Raw genomic sequence first — 21,016 nt, 5'->3', positions numbered from 1 at the left:
GCGGCATAATTCCAAGCCGGTGTGCTAAGACTCTCTCGTCCAAAATCAGGCCGCCTGTTCCAAATCATTCGACGACGGACGGCGACCCCTGTGGCGCGTTAGATAAAGACGTCGTCGCTAAAGGCGCTAGCTGAGTGACGATGACAACAGGGCCTTGGCCCAACGTCACAGGTTGCCAGACAGTCGATGCAGCGAAATGTGGGCCGACTGATGGGCCTGGCAAAGTTATTTTTCTTGATCAGGAACACCGGAGACTGCCATGCGTTCGTTCCGGCCGCACAGGATGACAAAAGGGAATGCGAATTGAGCTTTTATGACTTTTTTACCGTAAAAGCGCGTTCGCCGGAGCACTCACCCTTGGAGTTCCTGATCCTGGCCCTGATTGCCGGTATTTCGGGCCTGGTGTTCTTCCTCGACTCAATTTTCCCCCTCGGGACAGCCATTTGGCTGATCTACCTGATTCCGTTGGTGATCTCCTACATTTCGACGCGGCCACTGCTTCCGCCCATTACTGCAGTCATGCTGACGATCCTGATCGCTATTGGGTTCGGATTGGCCAATAGCGGCGTTGAGCCGCATATTGCGATCATCAACAGGACGCTTGCCTCGGTCGTTTTGATCCTTCTGGGCGGTGTCGGGAGCTTTCTGATCCGCAGCCGACTTGCGATGTCGCACGGGCAATGGGTGCAGCGCTACGAAGTCGAGACCTCGCGCGCCATTCAGGGAGAGCTGGATCTGGAAACGCTGGGCGACAATGCCTTGCGCATTCTCGCAGAAGCATTGGGTGCGCGCGCAGCTGTAGCCTATGTTCGCGAAGGAGACGTTCTGCGACGGATTGCGGCTTGGGGCACGGATGAGGGGGGGCTTGCACAGAGTGTCGGAAAGGGTGACGGGCATCTGTGGCGCGCGGTGCGGGAAAATGGCATCCTCTCGTTCCAAACCTCGGCCGAAAATGCGCTTGGCTGGGGCTCGGCGCTGCTGAGGGGGCGCGCGGCCCATTCGGTGATCCTGCCGCTCCAGGACGGGACCCACGCCAATGGCGTGATGGAATTCGGGCTGGATGCGGCGCTCACACCTGAGGGTTCGACGCTGCTGGAGCGTATTGGCGACAAGGTTGGCATTGCGATCCGCTCGGCCCATTACCGCGAGAACCTGCGCGAATTGCTGGAAGAAACCCGACGTCAGGCCGAGGAACTGCGCAGCCATACCGACGAGTTGGCGGCCACCAACGAAGAGCTGGAAGAGCAGACCCGCCAGCTCCAGGAAAGCGAACGGCGCTTGTCGGCCCAGCAGGCCGAGTTGGAGCAGCAGAACGCGCAACTGGAGGGTCAGACCCAACAGCTGGAAGAGCAGCGCGACGTGCTTGCGCAGTCGCGCCGTCAATTGCTGGAACAGGCCGAGAAATTGGCGCGCGAAAGCCGATACAAGTCGGAGTTCGTGGCCAACATGTCCCACGAACTGCGCACGCCCCTGAACGCGCTGCTGATCATGGCGCGGCTGCTTGCCGATAACCGCAGCCGCAACCTGAGCGACGAGCAGATCCGCTGGGCCGAGACGATCGAAGGCTCGGGGCACGATCTTCTGGCGCTCATCAACGACATTCTCGACCTTGCGAAGATCGAAGCGGGCAAGCTGGACGTCTCGCCCGAGGCGGTGGCCCCCGGTGGTGTCGTCGGGCGCCTGATGCGTAAATTCGAGGTTCAGGCCCGCAGCAAGGGGCTGGAATTGCAGGCAGAGGTTACACCGGACATGGGCGATATCCGCACCGATCCGGCGCGGCTGGACCAGGTCATGCGCAACTTCCTCTCGAACGCACTGAAATTCACCGAGCGGGGGCGGGTGACGATACGTGCGGTCCAGACGGGCGAGGGCGTGGCTTTCTCGGTCCAGGATACCGGCATCGGCATTGCGAAATCCGAACAGGACAGCATTTTCGAGGCCTTTCGTCAGGCCGATGGCACCATCTCGCGCAAATATGGCGGGACGGGGTTGGGCCTGTCGATCTCGCGCGAATTGGCCGACCTGCTGGGCGGGCAGATCACGGTGGAAAGCCAGCCCGGGCGCGGCAGCACCTTCACGCTTAGCCTGCCGCGCAATATCGATGCGAGAGAAACCGTGGTTCCGGCCCTGCCGCGCGCCCCGACCAATCTGCCCCCCGAGCCGAAAGCCCCAGCGATCGAATTGGGTACGTTGGATGATCTAATGGACGATCGCGACGCGATTCAGCCTGGAGACCGGGTGATTCTTGTGGTCGAGGACGACACGCCCTTTGCCCGTCTGATTCAGGACCTGGTGCGTGAGCTTGATTTCCGCTCGGTTGTCGTGGGCACGGCCGATGACGCGGTCCGGGCGGCGCGGCGCTACCTTCCGGAAGGCATCGTTCTGGATATGGGCCTACCCGATCATACTGGCCTGTCGGTTCTGGACCGACTCAAGCGCGATGTTGCGACCCGGCATATCCCGGTCCACGTCGTTTCGGCAAATGACTTCACCCGCGAGGCGCTGGCGCAAGGCGCGGTCAGCTATCTGGTGAAGCCGGTCGAGCGCCAGGCCCTGTCAGAGATGATTCAACGTCTGGGCAACCAGACCGAACGGCCTATGCGCAAGGTGCTGATCGTAGAGGACGACCCGGCCCAGCTTGAGGGCCTCAAGGCGCTTCTGGCAAACGACCTTGTCGATACGGTCGGTGCCGCCACTGCTGCCGAGGCGCTGGCCGCCTGCCGTGACACCAGTTTCGATTGTATCGTGCTGGACATGACGCTGCCCGATGCCTCGGGCTTTTCTCTGCTGGAGCAGCTACATGCCAACGAAGATTCCTCATTCCCGCCGGTAATTGTCTATACCGCCCGAGCGCTGGACCAGAACGAAGAATTGCGTCTGCGACGCTATTCCAAATCGATCATCATCAAGGGCGCTAAATCGCCCGAGCGCCTGATCGACGAAGTGACCCTGTTCCTGCATCAGGTCGTATCTGATCTGCCGCCCCGACAGCGTGAAATGCTGGCCGCCTCGCTCAGCCGCGACAACCTGCTTGAGGGCCGCCGCATCCTGGTGGTCGAGGACGACATCCGCAACGTCTACGCCCTGACCGGCATCTTCGAGCCGCATGGCGCCGATGTGCAGATCGCACGCAATGGCCGCGAGGCGCTTGACTTGCTTGGCCGCGCCGCGGATGGCGACGCTCCGCCAGTGGATCTGGTGCTGATGGATGTGATGATGCCCGAGATGGACGGGCTGACCGCGACCCGCGAGATCCGCAAGATCGAGCGGTGGCGGGCGCTTCCGATCATCATGCTGACGGCCAAGGCCATGGCGGATGACCAGGCGCAATGCCTTGCCGCAGGGGCCAACGACTATCTCTCGAAGCCCATCGAGGTCGGCAAGCTTCTATCGCTGGCACGTGTGTGGATGCCCCGATGATCAGCCTGCCCGTCCAGACCTCTCGGCTGGAGCAGATCGAGTTGGATCTGTTTCTGGAAGCACTGCACCGCAGGTATCATTATGATTTCCGCTCCTATTCGCGAACCTCTCTGGCGCGGCGGGCCAATGTTGCGCGCGAAAGGCTGGGCTGCGAGACTCTCTCCGACGCGCAGCGACGTCTGCTGCACGAGCCCGACGTCCTGCCCGAGGTCATCGACGCGATGACCGTTCAGGTGAGCGACCTCTTTCGCGACCCGGCGTATTACCGCGCGCTGCGCGAAGAGGTCGTGCCGCATCTGCGCACCTATTCCTCGCTCAAGGTATGGGTGGCAGGCTGCGCGAATGGCGAAGAGCTTCTCTCCCTGGCCATCCTCTTTCGCGAGGAAGGCCTTTTGGATAGCACCATCTTCTACGCCACCGAAATCAACCGACGTGCTCTGGCCAAGGCTTCGGCCGGTGTCTACGAGATCGACCGCCTGCCTGGCTTCTCGATCAACTACCAATTGGCGGGTGGGCATGGTTCGCTGTCGGATCATTATACGGCCGCCTATGGCCGCGCCGTATTTGACCGCAGCCTGCGAAGCCGGGTCGTGTTCAGCGAGCATGACCTGGCCACCGACGAGGTATTCTCCGAGATCCATCTGATCTCATGCCGCAATGTCCTGATCTATTTCGACGTCACGCTACAGAACCGGGTCCTTGGGCTTTTCGCGGATTCCTTGGTCCGCGGCGGCTTCCTTGGCCTTGGAGCACATGAGACCCTGCGGTTTTCCGAACATGCCGCCGCCTATTCCGATTTCAACGAAAAAGAGCGCATCTGGCGCCGCACCGCATCGCAGGAGATGTTCCATGCCCGATAGTCAGATCAAGTTCCTTGTCGTCGATGACATCCGGGAAAACATGGTCGCGCTAGAAGCCTTGCTGCGGCGTGACGGGCTGCAGATCGACTTCGCCGGGTCTGCGGCCGAGGCACTGGAGTTGATGCTGGTCAATGATTACGCTCTGGCTTTCCTTGACGTGCAGATGCCGGAAACCGATGGCTACGAACTGGCTGAACTGATGCGTGGGGCCGAACGCACCCGCAACATTCCCATCATCTTCGTGACAGCCGCCGATCGCGATGAGCGTCGCCACTTCCGAGGCTATGAGGCTGGGGCAGTCGACTATATCTTCAAGCCGCTTGACCCGGTAGTGCTGAGATCCAAGGCCGCTGTCTTCTTCCGCATCGGCCAGCAGGCACGCGAGCTGGAGTGTCAGCGCGATGAAATGCGCGTCCTCGCTCATCACCGCGACATTGCGATCTCTCGCCTAAAGGCACATGCAGACAATTCGCCGCTGGCACTGATCGAGTGCGACCGAAACCTGACCCTACGCAGTTGGTCCAAGGGGGCCGAGAGGATGTTCGGCCGGTCCGCCGAGGCGATGCTAGGTCAACGGATAGCGCAATCCGGCTGGCTTGATGCCGAGGCTGCCGGGATTCTGCAGACCTGGGTAGACGGCGGCACCAGCGCGCAGCGCCACAGCGCCGAAATCGACGCCCGCCGGGCGGATGGCCAGACTATCTCTTGCGAAGTATTCGGCTCGACATTGTGCGATCTAAATGACGGTAATCTGTCGCTCTCGCTGCAATTGCTGGACGTGACCGAACGCCGTCGCGCCGAAGAGGTTCGAAGTCTCCTGATCGGAGAGCTGAACCACCGCATCAAGAACACGCTGGCCAATGTCCAGGCCATTGCGCGCCAGACCCTGCGGCAGGCCGACAGTCTGGCCGGGTTCGAGCAGGGCTTTGTCGGCCGACTTCAGGCCTTGGCCCGCACGCATTCCATCCTGTCAGATATGACATGGTCCAGCGCCTCGCTTGACCAGCTGATCGACGAGCAGATCCGGGCCGGCACCCTGGATGCCGCGCGGCTGCTGCGCAAGGGGCCGACGGTCCAGCTGACCCCCGAGAACGCCCTACGCCTTGCCTTGAGCCTGCATGAGCTTGGAACGAATGCCGCGAAGTATGGTGCACTCTCGGTTCCAGGCGGGGAGATCCGTCTGACATGGACCTACAACGATGAACTGCTCGTGCTCAGATGGGAGGAACGCGGCGGTCCTGAGGTGCATCCGCCGGCCCGCACAGGCTTTGGCACCACCTTGATCCGAGCCAGTGCAGGTTGCGAGGATGACGGTGTCTCGGTAGATTGGAGCGCCTCGGGGGTGATCTGGACCATCACCCTGTCTGTCGGCGTCGCCCAGCCGAACCAGCCCGATCAGGAGCGTTTGATCGAACCGGCCAAGATCGAGAGTGGTAGGCCCGAACTCGACGGTTCGCGAGTTCTGGTGATCGAAGACGAGCCGCTTGTCGCATTGGACATCAGGTATGAGTTGACTGCCGCCGGGGCCGGCAAGGTCGATATCGCGCGTTCGATCGGACAGGCACTTGAAGCAATCCGCGCCGCCGAAATCGACGTGGCTCTGCTGGACGGAAACCTGTCCGGCGAACGCGTGGACGAGGTCGCCAATGCGCTACGGGGACGCAAGATTCCCTTCTGCTTCGTATCTGGTTACGGACGCCAGCACCTGCCACAGGGCTTTCAGGATGCGCCGATCATCGAGAAGCCGTTCCGCGCCGATGCTCTGCTGCCGGTCATTCATGAATTGATCCGGCGCTGACAGCAGAATGCCAATCAAATCTTGGGGCAGCAAGTCAGCATATGACAGCACGATATTATGATGATTTTCATTGATTATAGCATGTATTACGTTCAGAAAACGGGGATTTCGCACTGGAGCCGAATGTGACCAAGACTCAAGATCGCAGGCGTGGTGACATGGCACAGCTTATTGCGGGTCTGGATTTTTCCAATTGCGCGCTGGGTCCGATAGAGAATTGGCCGGGCTGCCTGAAAGCTGCGGTCAACCTTGCGCTGCCTGCAGATGCGCAGATCGTCATTTTCGCGGGCAAGGATTATATCGCGTTATATAATGATGCTTATGCGCCAACGATTGGTGATAAGCACCCGCATGCCTTGGGCCGGCCCGCATCCGAAGGTTGGGCAGAGCTGTGGCAGGATCTTGGGCCACTGCTCGAGAGGGTGCGAACGACCGGCGAAACAGTCTCGGCGAAAGACAGGCCATTTGAGATCGATCGTCACGGCTTCATCGAGAAGGTCCATTTCGACATCTCATATTCACCGATTCAGGATGAATTGGGCCACGTGCACGCTGTCCTTTGCATCGTGTCCGAGACGACCGAGCGTGTCGAGGCACTGAAGGCCGAACGGAGGCTCGCAGCCATTGTGTCCTCGTCCAGCGATGCGATCTTGGGGATGGATCTCGATCAGCGGGTAACGGACTGGAATCGGGGTGCCGAGACCCTTTACGGTTACAGGAAGGAAGAAATCCTGGGGCAACCGGTGACCGTCCTCGTCCCGAGCGATCGGCCTGACGAAGAAGACGTGATCATGGCCCAAATCATGAACGGCGAGCAGATTGAGACGCACGAGACCCAGCGCTTGCGTCGAGACGGCACGCTGATTGACGTATCGCTGACTGTCTCGCCGATTCATGACACGGACGGCAAGGTTATCGGGGCATCCAAGATTGCGCGCGATATCACCGATCGGAAAAAATCGGAGCGCCTGCAGCAGATACTTGTTGGAGAGCTTCATCATCGGGTCAAGAATGTGCTGGCAACGGTCCAGGTGATCGCAAACCAGAGTTTCGGCTCTGCCGACCCGGAGAGATATCGGGCATTTTCAGACCGCCTTCGCGCCTTGTCTCAGGCCCATTCCTTGCTGACGCAACAAAGCTGGGAGGGCGCGACATTGCATTCGGTCGTTGCCGGCGTCAGCAAGGCATTTGGACGGGAGCGTTTCAGCTTCGATGGTCCCGAATTGCGCCTGCCGCCACGCTCAGTTGTGACCTTGTCGATGGCCCTGCATGAGCTTGCAACGAATGCCGCAAAATATGGCGCGCTTTCCACGCCAGCGGGGGAAATTTCGATCCGTTGGGTTCATTGCCCGGAGCGGGAGAATTTCCGGATGATCTGGGAAGAGAGGGGAGGGCCTCGCGTGAGCGTGCCGGCAAAAAGGGGCTTTGGATCGCTGCTGATCAAAGATGCCCTGGCCGCCGAATTGAACGGTGAGGTGGAGTTGACCTACGAGGAAACAGGTGTCGTGTGCATTGTCCGTGCGCCGATAGACGCGAGCTGGGATTGACGTCAGGCGGATAGATCCACCTTTTGGCGTTCTCGATCGGGCATTGCGTCGCTAGACAGAAGGTTGAAGCGCAAGGCCAATCGGTCCTCGACTATATCGAGCAGAACGCGCAAGCAATGATTGCGGACGGGCCAACGTCGAAAGAGCCGAACGTCCAGTCCTGTAAGGCAGCGAGAGCAAAATGAACCGATCGTTCGTCCGCAGCAGGGTCGCAGGGTCCGCCGACAGTAATCGCCAAACCTGCTGAGGCCCGTTGCAACGCTCGATCTGCCATCGCGACGTCCATTTTGCGAGATGGCTCCATATTCGGCGAGCCATTTCGGATCGACCCCAAGGCAGCGAATTCTTGTGTCATCACCACAGGTGACAAAGCCGAAGTCGTATGCATGCGAAAGACTGTCGACCGCTGTCGGCAAGACGGCGACGGCGCCCAGAATCGTCCCATTCCCATCGCAGGCGGAGCGGGGATGGAAAGGTCTGCTGTTGGCAATCCGGAACTTACCTCCGCCCCAGCGGATCACGCTGGTGCTTATGGACCTCCTTCGACTGACACCCGACCACGTCCCTTCAGAAAATCCCGGTCACATAAAGCAGGATGATCACGACGATCGGGACGCCCAGAAACCATGCGGCGAGACCTTTCATTACGCGTTCCTTTCTTCTGCTGCTTCCTCGGGACGGGCCCGGGCGAGGGTTTGGGTTTTTCCGGTCCGCCCACGGGCTCGCGCCGCTCGCGCTCCATACCCGAGGGATAGGTGCTGTGTTCTTGGGCGGGATGATGGGGCAGATGCTGCTCGTCTTTTTTAAGTCCGGCATCGCTTCTCCTCATCGCGAAAGGCGCTGTCAGGGAAGAACTGATGGGCGAGGGCAATGTTCGCACAAGATTTCGCGAGCGGGGCCGATGCGCGGTTTCATGCCGCTGTGCCCCGAAGGGGCTCTGCCGAGACATCCGCGGGATGCCTCAACAGAACTTGTTCATGCGATGACCAGATCTTCGGTCGAGGCGAAAAAGATCGCTTGGCTCAGGGCCGAGGCGACCTGCTCGGCACCGTAAGGCTTGGGCAAAAGGAAGGCCGGTTCGGGCCGTTCGGCGGTCAGCAAACGCTCGGGGAAGGCGGTGATGAAAATCACCGGGATATCGCCCAGATCGCTCAGCAACTGGCCGACGGCCTCGACGCCCGAGGAACCATCGGCAAGATGGATGTCGGACAGGATCACATCTGGGCGCTCGCGATGCGCAAGCTCGATGGCGGCATGTTGCGTCCGGGCAATTCCGGTGACCTCATGGCCCATGGATTGCACGATGCCCTTGAGATCCATCGCGATGATCGCCTCATCCTCGATGATCATCACCTTGGCCGAAAGCGCATCGGTGATCTCGGCCCGGGCGATGGTGATCAGCTCGTCGGCCTCGATCGGGTCGAACTCCATGATGCGGGCGATCTGTTCGAGGGTCATGCCTTCGATCGTGTAAAGCAGCAGCGCCTCGCGCGAATTCGGCGTCAGGCGACGCAGATAGGCCTGCGCGCGCATCTCGCGCACGCTTTGGACATCCGTCGAGACCGGTTCGCCTGAACTGTGCCAGATGCTGTGAAAGGTGCGAAACAGCCCGACGCGGATGTCATCCGTCTGAACCAGATTTTGGTCGATCAGGATCGCCTCGAGGGTTGCGGCGGCGTAATTGTCGCCCGCTGTCTGGCTTCCTGTGAGGGCGCGCGCATAGCGGCGCAAAAAGGGAAGTTCCTGACCAATGGATTGGGCCAGATTTGCTGATGCCATTATGTCCTCCGGGTTATTCTTGTGATCCGGTTTAGTCGTTGTGTTCCGTATCCCGCAGCTCAATGCCTGCGGGACCGGATCTGTAACGCCTTCAAAAAATATTGGTTTCATCGCGCTTTTGACGCGTTTTCATTGGCAAAACCAAGAAAGGCGATCAGGCGGCGCTCGCTGATGCGCTGTCGCGGGGGGCGCAGGCTCGGTCGATACGCCCCGCGACGTGCGGGGATTTGCGACCTAGGCTCCAGACCCATTGATTTCAGGTTTTTGGCGTGATTCAGGCTCTGCAAGGAGATCTGATCGATGAGCAACCTATACTGGCTTTCCGAGGCGCAGATGGAGCGCCTGTTGCCGTTTTTGCCGAAGAGCCATGGCAAGCCGCGGGTCGATGATCGACGTGTGTTGAGCGGTATAATCTTCATCAATCGCAATGGCTTGCGTTGGTGCGATGCGCCGAAGGAATACGGCCCGGCTAAGACCCTCTACAACCGCTGGAAGCGCTGGAGCGACAACGGGGTCTTCGCCCGGATCATGGTGGGTCTGGCCACTGAGCGCGCTGAACACAAGGCCAAAGGGCGACCGATCGGTTTCTTCATGTCGGCTGGTCAGGTGAGTGATTACACCGGCGCTGCGGCTCTTCTGGGCAGCCTGCCGAAGGCGGACTGGCTGCTGGCAGATCGGGGCTATGACGCTTGAAAGACAAGGAGATAAAGGCCTGCATCCCCGGCCGGAAATCGCGCAAGAAGGCGGTGAAATACGACAAGCGGCGTTACAAACGGCGCAACCGCATCGAGATCATGTTTGGCCGCCTCAAGGACTGGCCAATCGTCGGGAAAACAGTCCCCCGGACTGTTTTCTGATCTTCCTCATACGTCGCCACACGATACGACCGATGCCCCGAGACTTTCCTCTCTGCAATTATGCTCGCTGCAACTGTCTTGTTCTGGCTGTGAAATTTAATGAGATGCCGTAACGGGTCGGATGCTTCACGACCGTTACGACTTGCCCGATGTCGCGCGTGCAGCTGCCCTTCCCGTAGTGAACTCTTGCGGAGGACGATGGGATGAAGCTGTTTGTCGGACTGGACGTACCGCTCGCGAAGACCGCGCTCTGCGCGCTCACAGAGCACGGCAAGATTGTCATGGAAGTGGAAGTGGCCAGCGAGCCGGAGCCACTGATCAGAAATCTCCGGAGCCTCGAGGGCACTCTCGAAGCGATCGGGCTCGAAGCCGGCCCGTTGTCGCAATGGCTGCACCGGGCGATGACCGAAGCGGGCATGCCCGCCGTGCTGATGGAAACCCGTCAAGTAAAGGGCGCCCTCAAGGCCATGCCGATCAAGACAGACAGGCGCGATGCCGAGGGGATCGCGCGCCTGCTGCACCTCGGCTGGTTCCGCCCGGTCCATTGCAAGTCGGTCTCCTCTCAAGAGCTCCGCGCGATACTGGCGGCACGCAAGGCCATCCAGGGCAATATGATCGCACTGGAGATGTCGCTGCGCGGGCTGCTTCGAAACTTCGGCCTCAAGGTGGGCACGATCTTGCGCGGGAGGTTCGAGGCGCGCATCCGGGAACTGGTTGAAGGAAACACGATGCTCGAAACCGCGTCGCACCCGATGCTGCGCGTTCGTTCGGCCTTGCGCCAGGAATTTGCAGGGCTGAGAAGCTGGTCCGGCAGATGGCCTCCGAAGACCCTGTGTGCCTGCGCCTGATGACCATGCCGGGCATCGGAGCCGTCGTCGCACTCACCTATCGTTCTGCCATCGACGACCCGTCGCGTTTCCGATCATCAAAGAATGTGGGCCCCTGGGTTGGCCTGACACCCTCTCGCAGCCAGTCCGGAGAGCGGGACGTCTCAGGCGGCACTACCAAGGCCGGCGATGTGAACCTCAGGCGTGCCCTCTGCCAGGCAGCCACTGTCATGCTAAATCGCGGGCGAAGCAATGACCTCCGGACATGGGCATCGCGTGTCGACCGACGCCACGGCCGCAAGCGCGCCATGGTCGCCCTGGCGCGGCGCATGGCAGTTGTGCTGCATCGCATCTGGGTCGATGGGACGACTTTCAGAATGGAGGGGGCGCCTACAACTTAATCCAAGCCGCTTCGCCTGCCTGACCGCAGGCTCTCGAGGTCCCGAAGGGACGCGGTTCCGGTGATGTCGGGGTCTAGACCGTCGCCAGCCAGTCTGAGCACGCCTATGAGATGGACACGCCGGAATTGCATCGAACCAGCATCTTGTCGGCAGCCCTTGCGCTGACCACGGACCGAAGCATGTTCCCAAAGGACCTCTCGACAGAGCCGCATGACGGCAGTCGGATCGACCGAGGCAGGAGCCTATGGCGCGTCACGCGATGGACGGTGCCATCCTCAACGCGCATGAAGTTGATCTCGCTGACGCGGATCGCGACGGGCTTGGCACCGATGCCAAGAAAACCGCCGACATCGATAATGGCTTCGGCGCTGGCGCCAGAACCATGCAGATGCGAGACCGTGCCGACGTTTTCGTCGCCCGGCCCATAGATCGTCGCGCCGGACAGCACGGCATCGGTCAGCTCGCTTTCGGTCAGGCGTTGATGCAAAGCGTGATCCATCTCTCGTCCTCCTGATGGTTGCGTGGGGAAAATCAATGATCCGCGCCCCTCGCCGTTTCGCCAGCTCAAGCGAAGGTGAGACGGATGGGCGGAAATGCGATTTGGATCAGATCCAATAGGGCGCGATGCCGTAATATTCGTAGGTCCGGGTTTCCCAGTTGCGGTCGCGGTCCCAGCCTTCGCTGCGGGCGGGCGCGCCGGTGACCTGCTCCTCGGTCAAGTCGGTGACGTAGCCACCCAATGTCCTGTCATAGCGCAGCGCATGCCACGGCACCGGCAGATGCTCTTCGCCCAGCCCCAGAAAGCCGCCGAAGCCCATCACCGCATAGGCGACATTGCCCGAGAGCTTGTCGATCATCAGGTGGCCGATGGTGCCGATATGGCTGCCGTCGCGGCCATAGACCGCGGTGCCATTCACATTGGCCGAGGATACCAGCGTTCCAACCGTGTCATTCATGGCTTTTCCTTTCCGCAGCGGGCTATTTGCCCGTTTCCGAGGGCTAGTAACCAACGACCTTGCGGTTTGTTTCCGGCAAGCTTCAAAATCTCAGATCCCGCTCAGTCATCCTCTTCAGGCCGCATGGCCGGGGTGACTAGAATCCGCATCAGATATAGGGCGATGGTCGCCATGACCGTTGCAATCATCGCAAGCCGCAAATGAAATCCGATCAGGATCGCGAGGGTCAAAGCAAGCGCAGTGAGATAGAGCCGAACAAGTCCTCGCTTTCCGTCCTCGTCATAGGCGATGTTCAGCCCTTCGATCAGGGTCAGCACGCCTTTCATCGCGCCATAGATCGCTACTGCGTGGCCCGAAAGCGCGACCAGCCCGCTGCCTGCGCCGCTGCCGCCCGTGACCGAGACAACCTGATCGCGGACGATCTCGGCGGCGCTCGGGGGAAGCCGCGCCGAGAGACGCGCCAATTCGCCGCCCAGATCGACCGGGTCGAAAAACAGCCCGGACATGCCGACAAGCGCGGCGATGGCCGGGAACATGGCGATCAGCGCGTAAAATGCGATGCCCGCCGCCACGACCGAGACATGATCCTCGGTGATCTCGTGCCAAAGCCGGGCGGCAATTTGTCGCCACGCGCGGGCAGAGGCGATGCGCCTGCCGGTTTTCATGCCCGCTCGCTAAACTCGGGACAGGCGCGCAGGCTTACCGGGCCGCGCGCCAGAATGGTCAGGTGCAGGACCGATCCGGCATGCGTATGGCGGTTGATCTCAAGCTGCCGCAGGCGTCCGAAGGCGCGGCGGAATTCCTCGATCGCCGCGATGCGCTGGACGACGCTGGCGCTGTCTTCGAGATCGCAGAGCAGGACCAGCTCGCCGCAATCGCTTAGGCTTTCGGCGCATCTGCGGGCCAGCTCGCGCTGTTCGAAAAGGTTCAGGCGGGCGATCATCTCGGAGATCACGATGAGATCGAACTCGCGCCGGGGCCAGTTGCGAGGCACCGAGGTCTGGCGGACCCGAGCCTGCGGGCGGCAGATCAGCCGCGTCTGCGCCGCCGCGACATGCGCGGCATCGTCATCAAGGGCGAGAAAGCGGTCGGCGCGGCGCGCCAGCTCCGCATGCGCGGTGACGGGCGAACAGCCCAGTTCAAGCACGCTCGAATAATGCCTGCGCGTCAGCCGGTCGATGAGCGCGCGGCTCGGCGCAATGTTGCCGGTAAGATCGTTCTGATCCTTGGTAAAATGTCCCGAATGGCCATGACGGATTTGGAAGTTCATCTCGCCTAGTCCTTCTTCTTGTTTGGAAGGCCAAACCCGAACGGTCGGAATAGGTTCCCTAAGCTCGGTAACTCTGACCACGCATTCGCCATATCCCGCTGGAAAACCAAAGGTTTGAAACCTCAAGCTGCGCCGGATGTTTCCGGAGATATCATTCAAGAAAATACATGCGCGACGCAGGGAGCAAAGCGTCGGTTTGGCTGATTTCCAGCCCCGCATGTTGGATTTCAGCCCATGGAGGATGACGATGGCGACCCAACCCAAGTCCAATTCCCGCAAGTTGGCGCGCAGCGAGGGCGTGACAGCGCAAAGACGAGCCGGGACCAGCGCAGCAAACGGGCGCGCGTCGAGAAATGCGAGGCGATCGACGGCATCCGCAAGGAAGGCGAAAGCCTCCTTGAGGATTTTGGCGACAGCATTGCTGCGGATGCGGCGATCATCTTCAGTTGTCAGGCGGTCGAGCATTAGGAGATCACCCGCTATGGCTCGTTCCGCGCCTTTGCCGAGGAACTGGGTCTTGACGAGGTGCGCGACCATATCGACGCGATCCTTGGGCAAGAGAAAGCCGCCGACGGCAAGCTGAGCGCGCTGGCTGAAGGCTCGATCAATGACGCCGCCGCAGAATATGACGAGGAAGCTGAAAGCGTGCTCGCCTGAGGTGCACCTTGCGGCTTCGGGGGACGCGCCCTTCCGAAGCCGTCTAAGCCCGGCGGATCAGACCTCTCCGCGCGCCTCGCGCAGTTTCGCGAGGATTTCCGTGATCTGATAGGGTTTCTCGACCACCGGCACGCCGCGCATGTCGTCTGGCAGATCGACCCGGCTGCCATAGCCCGTCGCGAAGACGAAGGGGATGGCAAGCGCAAGCAGGCGCTCGGCAATGGGCAGAGAGCTTTCATGGTTCAGGTTCACATCCAGCACCGCAAGATCGGGCGCGTCCTTGTCGATCAGCCGCAAGGCCGCCGCGACATTGCCGGCAATGCCGCTGACCTGCATGCCGTGATCGATCAAATCGGATTCCAGCGACAGCGCGATCAGGGCCTGATCCTCGACGATCAACACGCGCGCGCCGGTCAGCGCCGCCGCAGGGGATTGCTTCGCGGCGGTAACACTCGGGCGGATCACGTCTTCTTGCGCGTCGATCAGCCGGATGAAGCGCGCAGGCAGGGTGAATTCGGCGGCAAGCCCTTCGCTGCGAAACTCAAGTTGGCTTGCCCCGCCCAGATCGAAGGGCAGCGCACGCTCCAGAAGTTCCGAGCCGAAACCGCTACGAGAGGGCTTCACAAGGCCGGTGAGCCCGGTCTCGGTCCATGCGATGCGGCAATCGCCTCCGGGCGAGATGGTCCAGACGACGCGCAGATGCCCGCCATGTGCCAAGGCCCCGTATTTCGCGGCATTGGTAGCCATTTCATGCAGCACCAGCGCCATAATGGAATAGGCGCGGCTTTCCAGCTCGACCATGGGCCCGGAGATTTCAATCTGCCCGTCTTGGGCCAGATAGGGGCCAAGCTCGGCCCCGATCAACTCGCCCAAACGGCCGCCGCTGCCATCGCGGACCACCTGATCATGCGCGGCCGACAGCGCCTGAATGCGCCCGTTCAGGCTTTCGATAAAGCCGGGCAGCGAAGCATCGTCGCCGGGATGGCGATTGATCAGGGATTTGATCAGCGCGAGGATATTCTTCACCCGGTGATTGAGTTCCTGATTGAGCACATTCTGGTGTGTGGCGGCGCGGGCGCGCTCTTCGGCAAGGATCTCGCTGTTCATAAGCATGACCTCGACCACGGAATTGCGCAAAGCCTCGGCAAAGCGTAGGTCATTTTCCGACCATGGCATCGAGGTGGCGCGCACGGTCTCTTTCCAGATCGCGAAGCTTTTCCTTGGCGTCAGCCGGTCGCCATGCGGCCCGCTTTCATAGTTCTTGCTGGGATCGCCCGCCCAGTTCAGCGTCTGCAGCGCCTCGCGGCGGATAAAGATCAACGCGTTTTGCGAGCGCTGCGACAGCGGCACCACCAGCGCCCCGGCAAAACGCCCGGTCAATTCGCCGGCCTCGGGCAGAACGACGGCAAGGTGCGAACTGCTGAAGACCTGCCCCCTGTCCATCGCCTCGATATGGTGCAAAAGCGGCGCAACTTCTTCGAGGTTCGGGGCGCAGCCAAGCGAGGTCCATGTGCCGTCGAAATAAAGCGCGAGCCCGTCGGCTTCGATCATCTCCGAGAGATCCGGCAGACGGTTGCGCAGCGCGCTCGCGACATCCGCGCCGTGGCTCGTATCGATCAGCAGTTGCGCGATGGTCTGATGCGCGGCGCGTTCAAGATGTCGCGCCTGCCTGCGGGTCAGCGTATCAAGATGCATGGCGAAAAACTCGCCGATCATTTCGGCGGCGGCGCGCTCGGCCATGCCCATGACCTTGGGCGTATAGTGATGGCAGGCGATCAGCCCCCACAGCACGCCATTGATGATGATCGACACCGACATCGAGGCCGAGACGCCCATATTGCGTAGATATTCGCAATGGATCGGCGAGACGCTACGCAGGTGCGCATAAGACAGGTCCAGCGCTTGCTCGGCGGTTGTTCCGCACAGTGGCACGGTCTGGCAAGAGGCATCGCCAATGACCCGGATCGGGTTGCGCAGATAAAGCGCGCGGGCCTGCTGCGGGATGTCGGAGGCCGGGAAATATTGGCCGAGGAAGCTTTCGAGATGCTCGCGCTTGGCCTCGCTGACCACCTTGCCTGCGCCGTCCGGGCCAAGCTCATAGATCATCACGCGGTCATAGCCGATCTGGGCTTGGATCAGCGCCGCTGCCATCTCGACCAGTTCCTCGGGGTCCTGCAATCCGCGCAGCCGCGATAGAATGCTGCGCGACAGGCTGAAAATGGCCCCGACCTCGGCGGCGGGCTCGAATTCGATGATCGCGCGGCCATTGAAACGATGCGCGCTGACATCGAAAGCCCTGTCATTGATCTTCATCCCGAAGATCAGGCCAGGTTGCGGTCGTGCCCCCGCGATCGCCAGCGTGTTCAGGATGCGATGGGCGTTTTCATGCCCGATCATTTCTACAAGATCCTGCCCCACCGGAGCGTCCCGCAGACCGAGCATCTCGGTCGCATTGGCGGAATGCTGCAAGATTTGGCGGCCCGTATTGTCGCAGGCCAAAAGACAGCCATGCGGCTGAATGCTGCCCGGAATATGGATGGGTTCTCGATCGCAATTGCTGAGATCGATGGGTTGTCCGACAAGCGAGGCATCGAAGGCAGGCTGAGATGTCATCGCTTAGGCATTGACCCGATATGCCTGCATTGCAAGCAGGAAAATCCCTCGCGCTTCAATGACCGCACGTTCCGGTGCGACCTCTTGCAGCGCGAGCCAATCCAGAAAAGCCGGCCAGCGGCTCCGGTCGCCGGTTTGCCGCGCGAGGTGCCGCGCCCCGAAGCTTTCGCCAAGCCCCAGCCCCGCAACTTTGCGCGAAATCAGCCGCGCGCCAACCGCCGAGCCTTCCGAGACATAAAGCGCCGCCACCCGCGCCTCACGCGTCGCAAGCGCAAGCGGCGGCAGGTCTGCCGTGGCCTCAAGCCCGAAATCGGCGAGATCGCGGCGCAGATCGGCAAGGATCGGAAGCGGCGGAAAATCAGCGCCCGCAAGCGCGGGTTCCAATGCGGAGCGAAACTGGAACGTGCCTTGCAAATAGTGGGCATAATCGCCGGGATGCGCGAAATGCCCGATGTTCTGGTCAAGCGCCTCATGCAGGTCGCGGGTGCCGAGATAAAGTTCGCGGCGCAGGCTTTCGGTCGTCATTTTCGCATCCATCTGGTTCCGCCATGGATGCGGCGGGGCGGACCCGCTCGCAAGGGGAAAGTCGCGGGGCCGATGGCATGTCGCTGCGGCGGGGCGTAGCGCTTGGCAGGCTTGCGTAGGGTCTGGCCCTGCAATTCCGGCAAGGGTGCGATATTGGCTGCGAAGGACAGTGCCACCACCATCAGCCCAAGCTGCAGCGACCCGCGCGCCTGCGCAACCATGCGCCGCCAGAATTTGTCGCGGTTCTGAAGTGTCTTCAACGCGAGGCGGTAAAGCAGGTAGCCCACGCTCCAAGCAGCGGTGAGCGCCATGAGGAAGATCATCGATGTCTGAACCCAACCTTGCATCGGGACCCCTTCGGCAATTGCGTCAGACCGGCCCAACCCCTTGTCGCGTCAGGGGTTCCGAGGGTGCGGCCGCGACGGCAAGGGACCGCGCGTCTTGCCCGCAGGGGCAATCAGTCCGCTTCCTCGTCGGCCCGGACCTCGAGATGGCTCACCAGCGCAAATATCGCGGTGCCGCCGACGATATTGCCCAAGGTCACCGGGATCAGGAAGGTCAGCAATGCCTCGAAGATCGCGGTCTCGCCCAAAAACAGAAGATAGGCGACCTCAATGCTGCCGATGACGACATGCGGAAAATCCCCGATCGCGATCAGATATGTCGCAAGGAAAACCAGCGACAGTTTCGACGCTTCGAGCCCGTGGATCGCCCAGACCATGGTCGCGATCATCCAGCCCGAGACGATGCCGCCGGTGAACATCTGCATGGGGGTCTTTTCCATCAGATGCTGGCTGATCGTGAGGAAGGCCTCGTCGGTCTCGGGGCTGAAGAGGGGCATCCAGACAAAGACCGCCGCCGCGATTGCCCCGCCGATGATATTGCCCGCCAGAACCGCGCCCCAGAGCCTCAAGAGGCGTGCGATATTGCCAAGGCTCGGTCGACGCAGCACTGGGATGACGGGCGTCACGGTGTTTTCGGTGAAAAGCTGCTGGCCCGCGGCAATGACGAAGATGAAGCCGAACGTGTAGCCCACGGCCTCGATCAGAAAGCCCAATTCGATCTCGGGTAGATTTGCCTGAAAGATGCCGCGCGCCACCAGCGAGAGGCTCATGGTGATGCCGCCCGCCAAGGCCGACCAGAAAAGCGCGAAGACCTCGCGCGAAAGCTCGCGCTCGCCCTGTCGGCGCAGGATTTCATGCACCGTCGCGGCCTTCGAGGGCATGTGCTCTTCAAGTTTTTCGGCGGGAATGGCCTTGGCGGCTTCGTTTGGCAGATTCTGCTGCGTTTCCATCTTGACCCTCTGCTGCCTGTGGCAAAGTGACGCGCGCCATGGTCTTGCGGTTCCAGAAGTTTGCAGGAGGGTCAATGCCCGCCAGACCGCGTGAGGGCCGAAAGGTCTTATTCTGATATCGAGCGCCGCGCGAACTGTCCCTTTTGGGTGCGTCTGTGCGCGTCGCGCGCCGCGTGGCAGGCGTTGTCAAAGCGGCGTCGGCGGTTTTTTGCGAGTGCATTTTTTTCCCGCGCGCTCAAAGTTTTGCGGCGCTGCGGGGGCGTCGCGACAGGCCCCTCTAACGTGTTTACGGCAAATTTCTGGGAACATCGGGCGTTCTTCCCTGTTGTTACGTCGAAGGAATAATGCAGAGGAAACAAGACCATGAACCGCATTTTTGCCCTTTCTCTGGGTGCGTTCACGCTTGTCTCGGGCTCGGGTATCGCCCTTGCACAAACGACGGTGACGACGACCACTGAACCGGTAGTCGTCACCCAACAGAAGGTCGAGCCCGGCCAGGATACCTCGGGCGGCGGTGCCGCCAGTGGTGCGGCGACCGGTGCGATTGCCGGTGCGGTCGTCGGCGGTCCGGTGGGGGCCGTGGTCGGCGGCGTGGCCGGTGCCGTGGCGGGCGATGTCGCCGAAGATGCGATGACGGCCGAGACGCGCACCTATGTGCTGGAAAACCGCATCCAGTCGGTGCCCGTCGAGGGGCAGGTCGTGATCGGCACTGAGTTGCCTCAGACGGTCGAAGTCCAGCAGATCCCGAATTCGCAATATCGCTATGTCTATGTCAACGAGCAGCCGGTGATCGTCGATCCCAGCAGCCGCAAAGTCGTCCAGATCGTTCAATAGGCGTTTTGCAAAAACGGGTGAATGCGGCCCGGTGCCGCCTCACCCTTCAATCCCCAAGGCAATACAAATGGAGGAGCATCTCATGAATTGGGATATCATTGAAGGCAAGTGGAACCAGATCAAAGGCTCGGTCAAAGAGCAATGGGGCGATCTTACCGATGACGAATTGACCGAGATTGCCGGCAAGAAGGACAAACTGGCCGGCAAGCTTCAGGAAAAATACGGTTGGACCAAAGAAGAGGCCGAACGGCACATGGACGATTTCGTCCGCGAACGGACCTGAGACTTTTCCATGAACTGGAAAGCCCTCGCCTAAGGCGAGGGCTTTTGTCGTTCCAAACCAATGCTTGCCGCGTTCATGTCAAACGCGTTCTTTGCGCGGAGCGCGGCGGCTCGGAAGGCCCTGCGGGCAAGGCCGCAGGGTCGGGAACTTCGGACAGGGCCCGAATGGCGCGGGACGGGTGCGTCTAGGCATCTGGCCCCACGCGTGATGAGGTGCATCGGTGATCAGTTCGCCGGCATGAGGACGCCGTCGATGACATGGACCACGCCATTTCCGGCTGCCAGATCAGCGGCGGTGACCGTGACCACATCGTCGATCTTCACCTTGCCATCCACGACCGACAGCCGCAGGCGGCAGTTTCCGATCGTGGTGACTTCGGCTGTTCCACCGCCCTTCTCGGCCAGCGCGATGACGTCAGCGGCCATGGCCTTGCTGGACACCACATGACAGCCGAGGATCTTGCGAAGCATTTCGACATTCTCCGGTTTCAGTGCGTCATCAAGCGCCCCCGCAGGCAAAGCCGCGAATGCCTTGTCGGTCGGGCCAAACACGGTGAAGGGGCCGGGCCCTGACAGGGTTTCGGCAAGCCCAGCCGCAATAACTGCCTTTTCAAGCGTTTCGTGATCCGCTGACCCCGCAACGATGTCGACCACCGTTGCGGGCATCTGCGCTATGAATTTGGCGAGGTTCATGGCCTTGTCTTTGTCAATGCGAGCACCAGCGTCGCAGGCACGGACGCGACACCTTCGGCCAGCACCGCCAACCCGGCCTCTGACGCCACGACGCCGCCTCCGATGGCCGCGCCTGATGGCGTCGCGTCGACCGATCCCGCCGTGAGCGGCACGGCCAAGGTCGAAGGCGACAAGATCGGCAATGTCGGCCATGATGCGACCTGCGCGTCAGCGACCGAAGCGGCGACGCCTCCGGCGCAATCCGCCGATGCAATGACCATTGAACGGGGCGCGATCACGCAGGCCGTGATCGATGTCGGTGGTTTCTTGGGAATGGGTGAACACCGCGTCGCCATTCCGGTCGAGGAACTGATTGCCTATCGCAAGGACAACGAATTTGCCGAAGACGCGTGAGCAGTTAATG

Annotated in this window: 18 protein-coding genes and 2 pseudogenes; 10 read left to right on the top strand and 10 right to left on the bottom strand. The window is 61.1% G+C overall.

Annotated elements, in window-relative coordinates:
- Positions 1-357 precede the first annotated feature (357 nt).
- The 4 genes from GL300_RS20985 to GL300_RS20970 all read left to right on the top strand — a co-directional run bounded on the left by GL300_RS20985 (position 358) and on the right by GL300_RS20970 (position 7,625).
- The gene (locus tag GL300_RS20985) at positions 358-3,420 is read left to right on the top strand and encodes a response regulator (protein ID WP_246195293.1); all 3,063 of its coding nucleotides are present in this window, start codon (positions 358-360) and stop codon (positions 3,418-3,420) included.
- The gene (locus tag GL300_RS20980) at positions 3,417-4,280 is read left to right on the top strand and encodes a CheR family methyltransferase (RefSeq protein ID WP_155041649.1); all 864 of its coding nucleotides are present in this window, start codon (positions 3,417-3,419) and stop codon (positions 4,278-4,280) included. Before GL300_RS20985 ends, GL300_RS20980 begins: the two co-directional genes overlap by 4 nt.
- Positions 4,270-6,078 (top strand): response regulator, encoded by a 1,809-nt coding sequence (locus GL300_RS20975; protein WP_155041648.1) that lies wholly within the window; start codon positions 4,270-4,272, stop codon positions 6,076-6,078. The genes GL300_RS20980 and GL300_RS20975 overlap by 11 nt, the downstream gene beginning before the upstream one ends.
- Before the next feature lie 158 nt (positions 6,079-6,236).
- Positions 6,237-7,625 (top strand): PAS domain S-box protein, encoded by a 1,389-nt coding sequence (locus GL300_RS20970; protein ID WP_155041647.1) that lies wholly within the window; start codon positions 6,237-6,239, stop codon positions 7,623-7,625.
- Between the two features lie 975 nt (positions 7,626-8,600).
- Here the strand turns inward: GL300_RS20970 and GL300_RS20965 are convergent.
- On the bottom strand, positions 8,601-9,404 hold the full coding sequence (locus tag GL300_RS20965) for a response regulator (RefSeq protein WP_155041646.1): 804 nt from the start codon (positions 9,402-9,404) through the stop codon (positions 8,601-8,603).
- Positions 9,405-9,704: 300 nt separating this feature from the next.
- Between GL300_RS20965 and GL300_RS20960 the strand changes: the two are divergent.
- Together GL300_RS20960 and GL300_RS20955 are read left to right on the top strand one after the other, a co-directional pair.
- Positions 9,705-10,354: pseudogene (locus tag GL300_RS20960) on the top strand (transposase).
- Between the two features lie 110 nt (positions 10,355-10,464).
- Positions 10,465-11,489 (top strand): annotated as a pseudogene (locus tag GL300_RS20955) (IS110 family RNA-guided transposase).
- A 103-nt stretch (positions 11,490-11,592) separates the two neighbouring features.
- Here GL300_RS20955 and GL300_RS26845 read toward each other — a convergent pair.
- From GL300_RS26845 to GL300_RS20935, 4 genes are all read right to left on the bottom strand, one after another.
- Entirely contained in the window at positions 11,593-11,988 is a 396-nt protein-coding gene (locus GL300_RS26845; RefSeq protein ID WP_246195291.1) for a PRC-barrel domain-containing protein, read from the bottom strand.
- 106 nt (positions 11,989-12,094) lie between these two features.
- Complete coding sequence (locus tag GL300_RS20945; RefSeq protein WP_155041645.1) at positions 12,095-12,445, bottom strand: PRC-barrel domain-containing protein; 351 nt, start codon at positions 12,443-12,445, stop codon at positions 12,095-12,097.
- Positions 12,446-12,546: 101 nt separating this feature from the next.
- Complete coding sequence (locus tag GL300_RS20940) at positions 12,547-13,110, bottom strand: YihY/virulence factor BrkB family protein (protein ID WP_155041644.1); 564 nt, start codon at positions 13,108-13,110, stop codon at positions 12,547-12,549.
- The gene (locus tag GL300_RS20935) at positions 13,107-14,252 is read right to left on the bottom strand and encodes a hypothetical protein (protein ID WP_425495932.1); all 1,146 of its coding nucleotides are present in this window, start codon (positions 14,250-14,252) and stop codon (positions 13,107-13,109) included. Before GL300_RS20935 ends, GL300_RS20940 begins: the two co-directional genes overlap by 4 nt.
- Between GL300_RS20935 and GL300_RS27515 the strand changes: the two genes are divergently transcribed.
- A complete protein-coding gene (locus GL300_RS27515; protein WP_425495931.1) occupies positions 14,241-14,372 on the top strand; it encodes a hypothetical protein in 132 nt (43 codons plus the stop codon). The two genes, GL300_RS20935 and GL300_RS27515, sit on opposite strands and share 12 nt — an antisense overlap.
- Before the next feature lie 57 nt (positions 14,373-14,429).
- Here GL300_RS27515 and GL300_RS20920 read toward each other — a convergent pair whose 3' ends face one another.
- From GL300_RS20920 to GL300_RS20905, 4 genes are all read right to left on the bottom strand, one after another.
- The gene (locus GL300_RS20920) at positions 14,430-16,985 is read right to left on the bottom strand and encodes an HWE histidine kinase domain-containing protein (protein WP_155041640.1); all 2,556 of its coding nucleotides are present in this window, start codon (positions 16,983-16,985) and stop codon (positions 14,430-14,432) included.
- A gap of 3 nt (positions 16,986-16,988) precedes the next feature.
- On the bottom strand, positions 16,989-17,510 hold the full coding sequence (locus GL300_RS20915) for a biliverdin-producing heme oxygenase (protein ID WP_155041639.1): 522 nt from the start codon (positions 17,508-17,510) through the stop codon (positions 16,989-16,991).
- The gene (locus tag GL300_RS20910; RefSeq protein ID WP_170297759.1) at positions 17,507-17,821 is read right to left on the bottom strand and encodes a hypothetical protein; all 315 of its coding nucleotides are present in this window, start codon (positions 17,819-17,821) and stop codon (positions 17,507-17,509) included. Before GL300_RS20910 ends, GL300_RS20915 begins: the two co-directional genes overlap by 4 nt.
- Before the next feature lie 146 nt (positions 17,822-17,967).
- Complete coding sequence (locus GL300_RS20905) at positions 17,968-18,804, bottom strand: formate/nitrite transporter family protein (RefSeq protein WP_155041637.1); 837 nt, start codon at positions 18,802-18,804, stop codon at positions 17,968-17,970.
- Between the two features lie 363 nt (positions 18,805-19,167).
- Between GL300_RS20905 and GL300_RS20900 the strand changes: the two genes are divergently transcribed.
- Entirely contained in the window at positions 19,168-19,638 is a 471-nt protein-coding gene (locus GL300_RS20900; protein ID WP_155041636.1) for a DUF1236 domain-containing protein, read from the top strand.
- Positions 19,639-19,720: 82 nt separating this feature from the next.
- Positions 19,721-19,921, top strand: coding sequence for a CsbD family protein (locus tag GL300_RS20895; RefSeq protein ID WP_155041635.1), 201 nt, complete (start codon positions 19,721-19,723; stop codon positions 19,919-19,921).
- A gap of 224 nt (positions 19,922-20,145) precedes the next feature.
- Here GL300_RS20895 and GL300_RS20890 read toward each other — a convergent pair whose 3' ends face one another.
- Positions 20,146-20,613, bottom strand: a complete 468-nt coding sequence (locus GL300_RS20890; RefSeq protein ID WP_170297758.1) for a fasciclin domain-containing protein — start codon at positions 20,611-20,613, stop codon at positions 20,146-20,148.
- A 102-nt stretch (positions 20,614-20,715) separates the two neighbouring features.
- Here GL300_RS20890 and GL300_RS26440 point away from each other — a divergent pair, with 102 nt between their 5' ends.
- The gene (locus GL300_RS26440; protein ID WP_211595283.1) at positions 20,716-21,006 is read left to right on the top strand and encodes a hypothetical protein; all 291 of its coding nucleotides are present in this window, start codon (positions 20,716-20,718) and stop codon (positions 21,004-21,006) included.
- Positions 21,007-21,016 lie beyond the last annotated feature (10 nt).

The organism is Paracoccus litorisediminis, assembly GCF_009711205.1.
Taxonomy (GTDB): domain Bacteria; phylum Pseudomonadota; class Alphaproteobacteria; order Rhodobacterales; family Rhodobacteraceae; genus Paracoccus; species Paracoccus litorisediminis.
The sequence above is the reverse complement of the archived record's forward strand: the minus strand, read 5'-3'. Positions and strand labels throughout refer to the sequence as shown.

What these genes read in the sequence shown, in the direction of transcription:
- GL300_RS20980 (WP_155041649.1), top strand. Translation starts at nt 3,417, where the DNA reads ATGATCAGCCTGCCCGTCCAGACCTCTCGGCTGGAGCAGATCGAGTTG.
- GL300_RS20975 (WP_155041648.1), top strand. Translation starts at nt 4,270, where the DNA reads ATGCCCGATAGTCAGATCAAGTTCCTTGTCGTCGATGACATCCGGGAA.
- GL300_RS20970 (WP_155041647.1), top strand. Translation starts at nt 6,237, where the DNA reads ATGGCACAGCTTATTGCGGGTCTGGATTTTTCCAATTGCGCGCTGGGT.
- GL300_RS20965 (WP_155041646.1), bottom strand. Translation starts at nt 9,404, where the DNA reads ATGGCATCAGCAAATCTGGCCCAATCCATTGGTCAGGAACTTCCCTTT.
- GL300_RS26845 (WP_246195291.1), bottom strand. Translation starts at nt 11,988, where the DNA reads ATGGATCACGCTTTGCATCAACGCCTGACCGAAAGCGAGCTGACCGAT.
- GL300_RS20945 (WP_155041645.1), bottom strand. Translation starts at nt 12,445, where the DNA reads ATGAATGACACGGTTGGAACGCTGGTATCCTCGGCCAATGTGAATGGC.
- GL300_RS20940 (WP_155041644.1), bottom strand. Translation starts at nt 13,110, where the DNA reads ATGAAAACCGGCAGGCGCATCGCCTCTGCCCGCGCGTGGCGACAAATT.
- GL300_RS20935 (WP_425495932.1), bottom strand. Translation starts at nt 14,252, where the DNA reads ATGGTCGCGCACCTCGTCAAGACCCAGTTCCTCGGCAAAGGCGCGGAA.
- GL300_RS20920 (WP_155041640.1), bottom strand. Translation starts at nt 16,985, where the DNA reads ATGACATCTCAGCCTGCCTTCGATGCCTCGCTTGTCGGACAACCCATC.
- GL300_RS20915 (WP_155041639.1), bottom strand. Translation starts at nt 17,510, where the DNA reads ATGACGACCGAAAGCCTGCGCCGCGAACTTTATCTCGGCACCCGCGAC.
- GL300_RS20910 (WP_170297759.1), bottom strand. Translation starts at nt 17,821, where the DNA reads ATGGCGCTCACCGCTGCTTGGAGCGTGGGCTACCTGCTTTACCGCCTC.
- GL300_RS20905 (WP_155041637.1), bottom strand. Translation starts at nt 18,804, where the DNA reads ATGGAAACGCAGCAGAATCTGCCAAACGAAGCCGCCAAGGCCATTCCC.
- GL300_RS20900 (WP_155041636.1), top strand. Translation starts at nt 19,168, where the DNA reads ATGAACCGCATTTTTGCCCTTTCTCTGGGTGCGTTCACGCTTGTCTCG.
- GL300_RS20895 (WP_155041635.1), top strand. Translation starts at nt 19,721, where the DNA reads ATGAATTGGGATATCATTGAAGGCAAGTGGAACCAGATCAAAGGCTCG.
- GL300_RS20890 (WP_170297758.1), bottom strand. Translation starts at nt 20,613, where the DNA reads ATGAACCTCGCCAAATTCATAGCGCAGATGCCCGCAACGGTGGTCGAC.
- GL300_RS26440 (WP_211595283.1), top strand. Translation starts at nt 20,716, where the DNA reads ATGGCCGCGCCTGATGGCGTCGCGTCGACCGATCCCGCCGTGAGCGGC.